Origin of the sequence: Janthinobacterium sp. GW456P (assembly GCF_002127655.1) — a bacterium.
Classification (GTDB): Bacteria; Pseudomonadota; Gammaproteobacteria; order Burkholderiales; family Burkholderiaceae_D; genus Janthinobacterium.
In genome coordinates this window covers 1-10,551 of the sequence record NZ_NEHB01000056.1, presented here as the reverse complement: position 1 = coordinate 10,551, position 10,551 = coordinate 1, and the positions used below count along the sequence as shown (strand labels likewise).

Genomic DNA, 10,551 nt, shown 5'->3' with positions numbered 1-10,551 from the left:
GCCCCCTCTTCCGCAGCGCCGGCGGCGCCGCGCACGCGCCCCGTGTCCGTGCCATCGCCCGCGCCGGCACCGGCAGCGCAAGCCGATTTGCTGGCCGAGGCGCGCCTGCTGGCCGACCGCGGCCAGTTGCGCGAAGCGGGAGAAAAATGCCACGCCCACCTGGCACGCGCCCCCGAAGCGGCGGAAGCGTATTTCATGCTGGGTATCATCAATGAACTGGCCGGCAAGATGGACCTGGCCGACGACTACTGGCGCCGCTGCATTTATTTGCAGCCCGACCATTACGAGGCGCTGTGCCACCTGTCCCTGCTGGCCGAACGCAATGGCAACCACACGGCCGCCGCCACCCTGAAGGCGCGCGCGGCGCGCATCTACCAGCGCCGCCAGGCGTCCAACTAAGGGGCAAGCATGACAAACCGCATCGCCACCGAGTCCCCCGCCACCATCGACGACTGCTGGAACCATATCGGCGTGGTCGGCGACCAGAGCTGCCCCAGGCTGCCCGCCAACGTGCATTGCCGCAACTGCGACGTGTACGCGGGCGCCGCCCAGCGCAACCTGCAGCGGCCCGTGGACGAACACTATCGGCGCGACTGGGCCAGCCACTTCCGCCAGATCGATACGGGCGGCGAAGTGCGCGACAGTTCGGCGCTGGTGTTTCGCATCGGCCGCGAATGGCTGGCGCTGCCCACGCGCGTGTTCGACGCCGTGGCGCCGCAGGCCAAGCCGCACGTGCTGCCGCACCGCAGCGGGGGCGGCCTGGCCGGCATCGTCAATATCGGCGGCAAGCTGTATCCATGCATGTCGCTGGCCAGTTTGCTGGGCATCGACGAACAGGGCGCGCCGCCGGCCAAGGGCCGCCACACGTTTGCGCGCCTGCTGCTGCTGCGCTGGGAAGAGCAGGCCTACGCGCTGCCCGTGGCCGACCTGCACGGCATCGTGCGCTACGCCTCGGCCAAGGTGCAGGCGCCGGCGGCCACCATCAACAAGGGCCTGTCGCGCTTCCTGTCCGGCGTCATCACCGAGGGCGACATGCGCATCGGCTGCCTCGACACGGCGCTGATCGGCTTTCAACTTGCGAGACTATTACGATGAGCCAGGACCAGCACGGCGACCTGAGTGCCTTTTCCATGCTGGACCTGTTCCGCATGGAGGCGGACAGCCAGACCCAGATTCTCACCGACGGCTTGCTGGCCATGGAGCGCCATGCGGGCGACGCGGCGGCCATCGAAGCGATGATGCGCGCGGCGCACTCGATCAAGGGCGCCGCCGCCATCGTCGGCCTGCAGGTAGTGGTGCAGCTGGCGCACGGCATGGAAGACAGCTTTGTCGCCGCCCAGCACGGCCGCCTGAAACTGACGCCGGAACGGGTCGACGTGCTGCTGTCGGGCGTCGATCTGATCGTGCAGCTGTCGCGCCTGGACGACGCGGGCGCCGAAGCGTGGCTGGCCGCCAATGCGGCGCAGATCGACGAAACCCTGAACGCCATCGCCGGCATCGCCGACCTGCCCGAATTGCCGGCCCTGCCTTCGGCGCCGGCCCCCATGACAGCGCCGGCAGCGGCCCCCTTGTCGCAAGAAGCGGCCGAGCCGCAGGCGCCCGTCGCCAGCGGCCTGGCAGGCGAAGAGCCTGAATCGGCGGCCGCGCCTGCGCCGCGCACGGGTGCCGCACCGGCCAAGGCAGCGGCACAAAACTTCGACAAACTGCTGTCGCTGGCCAGCGAATCGCGCATCAATGCGCACCAGATGCATCCGTTCGTCGGTGCCCTGCAGCGCTTCAAGCGCAACCAGAGCAGCCTGTTTTCCGCCATCGAGCACCTGCACGAAGCCATTGCCCGTTCGGCCGACCCGGGCCTGATGGAAAAGTCCTTGCTGGCGCTGCAAAAGACGCAGCCCCTGAAGCAGTTCATGCTCGAGCACATCGCCGACATCGAAACGTATGAACGGCGCCTGCTGGCCGTCTCGCAAGGCATGGTCGACGAAGTGCTGGCCCTGCGCATGCGCCCTTTCCGCGACGGCATCCATGCGTTTCCACGCATGGTGCGCGATCTGGCGCGCAGCCTGGGCAAGGAAGTGCAGCTGGAGATCGAAGGCGAAGACACCCTGGTCGACCGCGACATCCTGGCGAAGATCGAAAGCCCGCTGAACCACATGCTCAGGAATGCCATCGACCATGGCATGGAAGGCCCGTACGAGCGCATCGACGCGGGCAAGGAAGCGCTGGGCACGATACGCATGGAGGCGCGCCACCGCGCCGGCATGCTGAGCATCGAGATCAGCGACGACGGGCGCGGCGTCGACCTGGAAAAAATCCGCCAGTCCGTCATCGAGCGCAAGATGGCCAGTCCCGCCATGGCCGCCGCGCTGTCGCCGGGCGAGCTGCTGGAATTTTTGTTCCTGCCCGCCTTCAGCCTGAAGGCGACGGCCAATCAATTGTCCGGACGCGGCGTGGGCCTCGACATCGTGCACGAGACGATACGCCAGCAAAACGGCACGGTGCGCCTGGAATCGGAACCGGGCCGCGGCTTCCGCGCCCTGATCACCCTGCCGCTGACGCAATCGATCGTGCGCGCGCTGGTGGTCGACGTGCACGGCGAAGCCTACGCCATCCCCATCGTCAAGGTGGAAAGCGTGGTGCGCGTGCCGCAGGCGGCCATCCATACCCTGGAAAACAAGCAGTTCTTCGAACTCAAGGGCGAGCATCTGGGCCTGGTATCGGCGGCGCAGGTACTGGAACTGGGCGAAGCGGCCAGCCAGGCCGAGGACTTGCCGGTGGTGGTGATCGGGCGTGGCAAGCAAAGCTATGCGCTGGTGGTCGACGCCATCCGCGGCGAGCAAAGCCTGGCCGTGCAGGCCATCGATCCGATCCTCGGCAAGATGCGCGACATTTCCGCCGCCGCCCTGCTCGACGACGGCGAACCGGTGCTGATCCTCGACGTGCCCGATTTGCTGCTGTCGATCGACAAGCTGCTGCATGAAGGCGGCCTGCACCAGCTGGCGCAGGCCGGCCACGCGCAGCAGCGCCGCGCCAAGCGCATCCTCGTCGTCGACGATTCGCTGACGGTGCGCGAGATGGAGCGCAAGCTGCTGCTGGCGCGCGGTTTCGAGGTCGACGTGGCCATCGACGGCATCGACGGCTGGAACGTGGTGCGCAGCGGCGAGTACGACCTGGTGATCACCGACGTCGACATGCCGCGCATGGATGGCATTGAACTGGTTTCGCTGATCAAGAAGGACCTGCACCTGCACAAGCTGCCGGTGATGATCGTCTCGTACAAGGACCGGCCGGAAGACCGCGCGCGCGGCCTGTCCGCCGGCGCCGATTATTATCTGACCAAAGGCAGCTTCCACGACGAGACCTTGCTCGACGCGGTGGCCGACCTGATAGGAGATGCCCGCTTATGAGCTGTCATTCATGAAAATTGCCATTGCCAACGATGTCGCCATGGCTGCCGAGGCCCTGCGCCGGGTGGTCGCCAGTACGCAGGAACACCAGGTGCTGTGGATCGCCCGCACGGGACTCGAGGCCGTGCGCATGTGCGAGGGCAACCGCCCCGACCTGATCCTGATGGACCTGAACATGCCGGAGATGGATGGCGTGGAAGCGACGCGCCTGATCATGGAGCAGAGCCCGTGCGCCATCCTGGTCGTCACGGGCCGGCCGCAGGACAATGTCAACCAGGTCTTCCGCGCGCTGGGCGCGGGCGCGCTCGACGTCACGGCCACGCCCGTGCTGCAGGGGGAAGTGGGCGGCGACAGCGAACTGCTGGCCAAGATCAAGACCATCGGCAAGCTGATACGCCACAGCGCCGAAGCACCGCCGCCGCGCCCGGCGAACGGCAATGGCGGTGAACGGGGCGACGGCCAGGTATCGACCCTGGTCGCCATCGGCGCCTCGACGGGTGGCCCCTCGGCCGTGGCCAAGGTGCTGGCCGGCTGGACGGCGCCGCCCGGCTGCGCCATCGTGGTGGTGCAGCATATCGATGAAACCTTCGCCTCGCACTTCGCCAAATGGCTCGACGACCAGCTCAGCATGCCCGTGCGCGTGATCGCCGAAGGCGATGAACTGGTGTCCGGCACGGTACTGATCGCCAAGACCAATGACCACTTGCTGCTAGATCAAAATTATCGTTTGGGTTACGATGCAGCACCGCGCGACTATGTTTACCGCCCGTCCGTCGATGTCTTTTTCAACTGCGTGGCGCAGCACTGGCGCGGCGATGCCATCGGCGTATTGCTCACAGGCATGGGGCGCGATGGCGGCGACGGCTTGCTGGCCATGCGCCGCGCAGGCAAGACGACGATTGCGCAAGACCAGGCCAGCAGTGCCGTGTATGGCATGCCGCGCGCGGCGGCCGAACTCGATGCGGCGCAGCAAATCCTGCCATTGGATAGAATAGGCGCCAGCCTGCGCAGCCGCCTGGGCGCCAAACTCAACAATGGGTGGGAGCCCTCCCCTAACATCTGAAAAGAATGCAATGCCAGAATTCTCCTCCAGCTTCACCCTGCATGAACCCGCATTGACCGAATTCAAGGTCAGCGTGCTGCTGGTGGACGACCAGTTGATCATTGCCGAGGCAGTCCGCCGCATGCTCAGCGACCAGCAGGATATCGAATTTCATTATGTGACCGACGCCACGCAGGCGCTGGACACGGCGCTGCGTTTGCAACCGACCGTCATCCTGCAAGACCTGGTGATGCCGGGCATTGACGGCTTCGCCTTGATCCAGCAGTATCGCGAAAACGCGGCGCTCGCGCACGTGCCGGTGATCGTGATGTCGGCCAAGGACGACCCGAAACTGAAGGCCCACAGCTTTGCCGTCGGCGCCAACGATTATGTGGTGAAACTGCCGGATCGCCTGGAGCTGCTGGCGCGCATACGCTACCACTCCAACGCACACATCAGCCGCCTGCAGCGCGACCAGGCTTTTCGTTTCCTGCGCGAAAGCCAAAAGAACCTGGCGGACGCGAACATTGAATTGCAGAAACTGGCTGCCCTCGATGGCTTGACGGGCATCGCCAATCGCCGCCGTTTCGATGAAACCTTGCATTTTGAATGGCAGCGGGGCCAGCGCGACAAGGCACCGCTGAGCCTGCTGTTCTGCGATATCGACCATTTCAAGAGCTATAACGACCATTTCGGCCATCTGGCGGGCGACCTGTGCCTGAAAAAAGTTGCCGCCGTGCTCACGGAACATTTGAAACGCCCGGCCGACCTGGCCGCCCGCTACGGAGGAGAAGAATTCGCCCTGATCCTGCCGGAAACGGAAGAGGCCGGCGCGCTGCTGATCGCCGAAGCATGCCGGCGCCATCTGGAAGGCTTGCAGATCGAAAACCCCGCGGCAGGCACCGGCATCGTCACTATCTCGATCGGTGTGGCCACCGTCGTGCCGTCGCCCAACTCGACGGTCGAGCAACTGATCAACCGCGCCGACCAGGCCCTGTACGCGGCCAAGCGCGGCGGACGCAACAGCGTGCTGAGCGCCGATGACGTCCGAGACTGATTTTTAACAGCAAGGAAAGTGAAGCATGAGCACACAACTGGACAATGTCAGCGTCGTCAAGAAGTCGAATATTTACTTTGACGGCAAATGCGTTTCGCACAACGTCATCCTGGCCGATGGCACGAAGAAAAGCGTGGGCGTGATTTTCGCGTCATCGCTGCGCTTCAACACGGGCGCGCCGGAAATCATGGAAATCGTCGGCGGCCTGTGCAAGGTACGCCTGGCCGACGCGACGGAGTGGCACAGCTATGGCGCGGGCACGCAATTCAACATCCCGGGCAATAGCTATTTTGATATTGAAACCGTCGAGACCGTGGACTACGTCTGCCACTTTGGGTAATTAGACAAACACAGGCTCGGGCGACAGGCGCACGCCATATTTCGCCTCTACATCATCCTGTATCGCTTCCGCCAGCCGGGTAATGTCCGCGCCACGAGCGCCGCCATTATTCACCAGAACCAGCGCCTGCTTGGGATACACTCCCGCGGGCCCCAGGTTTTTTCCCTTCCAGCCACACTGATCGATCAGCCAGCCGGCCGCCAGCTTTTCCGTGCCATCGGGCTGCGCATGGTGCACCAGGGTAGGAAAACGCTGCAGCAAGGCCGCACACTGTTCGCGCGAGACCACCGGATTCTTGAAGAAACTGCCCGCATTGCCGATCACGGCCGGATCCGGCAACTTTCTCCGGCGGATCGCCATCACCGTGTCGGCCACCTGTTGCGGCGTCGGCTCGGCAAGATGGCGCTCGGCCACGGCCTGCGCCAGTTCCGCATAGCGCAAGTTCGGCTGCCACTCGGCGGGCAAGGCAAACGTCACTTCCAGTACGATCAGCTCGCGTCCGTCCGCCTGCTTGAAGATGCTGTCGCGGTAGGCAAAGCGGCAGGCGTCGCGGTCCATGTCGAAGACGATGCCGCTGGCGCTGTGCATGACGCTCACACTATGCAGATAATCCTTGATTTCCACGCCATACGCGCCGATATTCTGGATAGGCGCCGCGCCCACCGTGCCGGGGATCAGGGACAGGTTTTCCAGCCCGCCCACGCCCTGCGCCAAGGTCCATTGCACGAAATCGTGCCAGTTTTCGCCGGCCGCGGCCGTAACGAGTATCGTCTCGAAGTCCGCCTGCGCCAGGCGCATGCCGCGCGTGGCCATGTGCAGCACGGCGCCGGGAAAGTCGCCCGTCAGCACGATATTGCTGCCGCCGCCCAGTACCAGGCGCGGCATGGCGGACAAGGCGGGATCTTGCAGCGCGGCCTGTAAATCGGCCTGCGAAGTGATGCGTACATAGGCGGCCGCATTGGCCGCGATGCCGAAGGTATTCAGGCGCTGGAGGTTGTAATTGTGTTCGATGGTGAGCTCTGGATGCATGGGATAGGGAAATTTTGCTCGATTATAGAGCGAAAGCGACAAAAAACCACCTCAGGACAAGGGCGACTTGCCCGTTGTCCGTTAAAATGTCGCATCTTTAACAGGGCCTTCCATGGCGCAGAATCAGCCGCCAAGGCCCAGCGCGCCGAGCGCGCGCTCGCTTTAACAAGAAAAGGAACAGACCATGCCGTCATTTGATGTAGTCTCCGAAGCCGATATGATCGAAGTCAAGAATGCCGTCGAGCAATCCAACAAGGAAATCACGACCCGCTTCGACTTCAAGGGCAGCGATGCCCGCGTCGAACACAAGGAAAACGAATTGACCGCGTTCGCGGATTCGGAATTCCAGCTCAGCCAGGTGCGCGACGTGCTGACCAATAAATTGACCAAACGCAAGGTCGATGTGCGCTTCCTCGACGAAGGCGACATCAAGAAGATCGGCGGCGACAAGGTCAAGCAGATCATCAAGATCAAGAATGGCATCGAATCGGATGACGCGAAGAAAATCGTGCGCGTCATCAAGGACAGCAAGATGAAAGTGCAAGCGAGCATCCAGGGTGAAGCCGTGCGCGTCACGGGCGCCAAGCGCGACGACCTGCAAGCGGCCATGGCCATGCTGCGCAAGGACGTGCCCGACATGCCGCTGGAATTTAACAATTTCCGCGATTAATTTCGAAGATGCGCACGCTCCGGCCTGCGCTTGCACCGGCATGGCGGCAAGCTGCCTCGGAGCACCTGCCCGCTTGGGGTAGAATTGAAGCTGCGCACAGCTACATGCGCCCGCGCGCCCGACCGGCAGCGGGCTTGACCGTACATCTGGCTCAGTGATAACCACGGTAGTCTAAGGATAGCAATGAAACGTGTTGATGATTTCCGCCTGCGATTTGGCAAAAAAGAATATGTGCCCATCATGATAGGCGGAATGGGTGTGGATATTTCCACGTCGGAGCTGGCCCTGGAAGCGGCACGGCTGAACGGTATCGGGCATATCTCCGATGCCATGGTGGAAGACGTGTCGGATCGCCGTTTCGACACCACCTTCGTCAAAGACAAGACGAAACTGTACAAATTCAACATCAATAACAGCGACAAGGCCGTGGTGCAGTTCGACCTGGGCCGCCTGGCGGAAGCGCAGCGCTTGCATATCGGCAAGACCATGGAAGCGAAAAAAGGCGATGGCTTGATCTTCGTCAATTGCATGGAAAAGCTGACGATGAATGGTCCGCGCGAAACCTTGCGCGTGCGCCTGAACGCGGCGCTGGACGCGGGCATCGATGGCATCACGCTGTCGGCCGGACTGCACTTCGGCTCGTTCGCCTTGATGGCCGACCATCCACGTTTCCGTGACGCCAAGCTGGGCATCATCGTCTCGTCCGTGCGCGCCTTGCAGATTTTCCTGCGCAAGAACGCCAAGCTGGACCGCTTGCCCGACTTCATCATCGTCGAAGGACCATTGGCTGGCGGCCACCTGGGTTTCGGCATGGACTGGGCCAATTACGACCTGCACACGATCACGGCTGAACTGCTGGCCTACCTGAAAGCGGAACAGCTGGACATCCCGCTGATCGCCGCCGGCGGCATCTTCACGGGCAGCGACGCCGTCTCCTTCCTGGAAGCGGGCGCGGCTGGCGTGCAAGTGGCCACGCGCTTTACCGTTACCCAGGAATGCGGCTTGCCAAACAAGGTCAAGCAGGAATACTACAAGGCCTCGGAAGAAGACATCATCGTCAACGGCGTCTCGCCGACCGGCTACCCGATGCGCATGCTGAAGAACACGCCCGCCATCGGCGCCGGTATCCGCCCGGGCTGCGAATCATATGGCTACCTGCTCGATGCGACGGGCAACTGCGCGTACATCAACTCCTACAACCGCGAAGTGGCGGCCCATCCGGAACAAAAAACCGTCGTCGTGATGGACAAGACTTGCCTGTGCACGCACATGCGCAACTTCAACTGCTGGACCTGCGGCCATTACACGTACCGCCTGAAGGACACCACGCATAAGCTCGAGAACGGCGAATACCAGATCCTGACGGCCGAACACGTCTTCAAGGACTACCAGTTCAGCGTCGACAACCAGATCGCCCTGCCGGAAAAAGAAATCCAGGCACCTGGCTGAATCTTGCCAGCCTGACATGAAAATGGCGCAGCCTGCGAAGGCTGCGCCATTTTTTTATGCGGGGAGCATGTCTCGCAATGTCCGTTCGATCGCATCGAAGCGAGGCCGGCTTGCTATCTCGTCCTGCAGACACGTTTGCTGCAAGGCTTGCATGACCGGCAAGGGTGTTGTGCAATGCTCGAGCAACTCGCCCAGCAGCACGCCAAAGGCGCGCGCCTCGATCCCCTGCAACACCGCCCCTTGCGGCGAACCCGGCACAAACATGGACGCGGCGCCGAAGTCGCCCAGCAGGCAGGCGCCACCGTCCGCATGCAGGATATTGTGCGCATATAAATCGCCATGCACGATGCCGCGCGCATGCAGCTGGCATACGGCCGAGGCGATGCCATGGGCAATGGCCAGCGCGTGCGGCGCGTCAAGGCACGCGCCCTCGGCATACACATCGCGCGTGCACGATTCCAGGCTGGGCGGCCCGGCGAGGTTGCGGTAGGCAACATCGATCAGCGGCATGACGAGCCCGGATGCATCTTGCGGATGCGCATCGAGCGTGCCGAGGATGGGAATCAGGCTCGCGTGCGCGCCGGCGCTGACACAGGCGGCCATTTCGCTGCGCGGCAAGCCGTCGCTCGTCATCGCCCCCTTGAACACTTTCACAGCGACATCGTCCACGCCATCGAGGCGGGCACGGTAAATGACGCCCGATGCCCCCTCGCCCAACTGCTGCGCCAGTTGCAGGCGCTGCCATGCCACGCCTGCAGCTCCCGTACCGGCCAGGGCCGCCAGTTCCCGCGCTTGCGTAAAGGGATTGCCCGCATAGGCGAGCCAGCTCAGGCGTGGCAAGGACAGCAGGCAATCGGGCAGCGCCGTGAAACGGTTGGCGGCAATGCGCACCAGTTCCAGCCGGCGGCAGTGCGCCAAAGTGGCCGGCAAGCTGTCCAGGCAATTCCCCGCAAGCATGAGCTTCTGCAATTGCGCGCAATTGCCCAGCTCATCGGGTATGGATACGATGGCATTGTCGGTCAGGGTCAGCCAGCGCAGCCTGGGCGGCAGGGCTGCGGCTGGCACGTGGTCGATCCGGTTCGCCTTGAAACCGATCATTTCCAGCGCAGGACAGGAACCGAGCACGGCCGGCAAGGTGGTGAACAGGTTATCCGAGCAAAAAATGATGCGCAGCCTGTGCAGGCGCGGCAAGTCGTCGGGCAGCGTGGACAAGGCGTTGCACGAGAGGTCGAGGATTTCCAGGCTGTCGGCCAGGTCGAAAATTTCGCTGGGGAATTGCGTCAATCCGCAGGACAGTTTCAGGCGGCGCAGGCCGGCCAGTTGGCCAGCGCGCAATTGTTCCAGTGTATGCACAGCAGACAAGACATTCCTTTCAAGGCAGCACGCGATCGATGCCAGGCATACAATCATTGGACGTAAAAAAACCCCCACCGGATCACCGATGGGGGTTTTTTCGAATAACAAGCCTGACGATAACCTACTTTCACACTGGTTGCAGCACTATCATCGGCGCAAAGTTGTTTCACGGTCCTGTTCGGGATGGGAAGGGGTGGGACCAAC

10 protein-coding genes are annotated in these 10,551 nt (G+C 63.0%); 8 read left to right on the top strand and 2 right to left on the bottom strand.

The features are described from left to right. From CBW66_RS27975 to CBW66_RS27950, 6 genes are all read left to right on the top strand, one after another. Positions 1-399, top strand: a 399-nt coding sequence (locus CBW66_RS27975; RefSeq protein WP_367379991.1) for a tetratricopeptide repeat protein, incomplete at its 5' end; no start/stop codon positions are given. Positions 400-408: 9 nt separating this feature from the next. Continuing rightward, positions 409-1,095, top strand: coding sequence for a chemotaxis protein CheW (locus CBW66_RS27970; RefSeq protein WP_086140766.1), 687 nt, complete (start codon positions 409-411; stop codon positions 1,093-1,095). After that, positions 1,092-3,404, top strand: a complete 2,313-nt coding sequence (locus tag CBW66_RS27965; RefSeq protein ID WP_086140767.1) for a hybrid sensor histidine kinase/response regulator — start codon at positions 1,092-1,094, stop codon at positions 3,402-3,404. The genes CBW66_RS27970 and CBW66_RS27965 overlap by 4 nt, the downstream gene beginning before the upstream one ends. Before the next feature lie 10 nt (positions 3,405-3,414). Then, a complete protein-coding gene (cheB, locus tag CBW66_RS27960; protein WP_086140768.1) occupies positions 3,415-4,467 on the top strand; it encodes a chemotaxis-specific protein-glutamate methyltransferase CheB in 1,053 nt (350 codons plus the stop codon). Positions 4,468-4,477: 10 nt separating this feature from the next. Then, positions 4,478-5,503, top strand: coding sequence for a diguanylate cyclase (locus CBW66_RS27955; protein ID WP_086140769.1), 1,026 nt, complete (start codon positions 4,478-4,480; stop codon positions 5,501-5,503). 25 nt (positions 5,504-5,528) lie between these two features. Continuing rightward, positions 5,529-5,843 carry a pyrimidine/purine nucleoside phosphorylase gene (locus CBW66_RS27950; protein ID WP_086140770.1) on the top strand — a complete coding sequence of 105 codons (315 nt, stop codon included), beginning with the start codon at positions 5,529-5,531 and terminating at the stop codon, positions 5,841-5,843. Here the strand turns inward: CBW66_RS27950 and murB are convergent, their stop codons facing one another. Further along, complete coding sequence (murB, locus tag CBW66_RS27945; protein WP_086140771.1) at positions 5,844-6,872, bottom strand: UDP-N-acetylmuramate dehydrogenase; 1,029 nt, start codon at positions 6,870-6,872, stop codon at positions 5,844-5,846. 184 nt (positions 6,873-7,056) lie between these two features. Between murB and CBW66_RS27940 the strand changes: the two genes are divergently transcribed. Then, entirely contained in the window at positions 7,057-7,542 is a 486-nt protein-coding gene (locus tag CBW66_RS27940; RefSeq protein WP_034759416.1) for a YajQ family cyclic di-GMP-binding protein, read from the top strand. 183 nt (positions 7,543-7,725) lie between these two features. Next, positions 7,726-8,991: a nitronate monooxygenase gene (locus tag CBW66_RS27935; RefSeq protein ID WP_086140772.1), complete on the top strand. Its 1,266-nt coding sequence runs from the start codon at positions 7,726-7,728 to the stop codon at positions 8,989-8,991. 54 nt (positions 8,992-9,045) lie between these two features. Here CBW66_RS27935 and CBW66_RS27930 read toward each other — a convergent pair whose 3' ends face one another. After that, positions 9,046-10,344: a leucine-rich repeat-containing protein kinase family protein gene (locus CBW66_RS27930; protein WP_230492174.1), complete on the bottom strand. Its 1,299-nt coding sequence runs from the start codon at positions 10,342-10,344 to the stop codon at positions 9,046-9,048. Positions 10,345-10,551 lie beyond the last annotated feature (207 nt).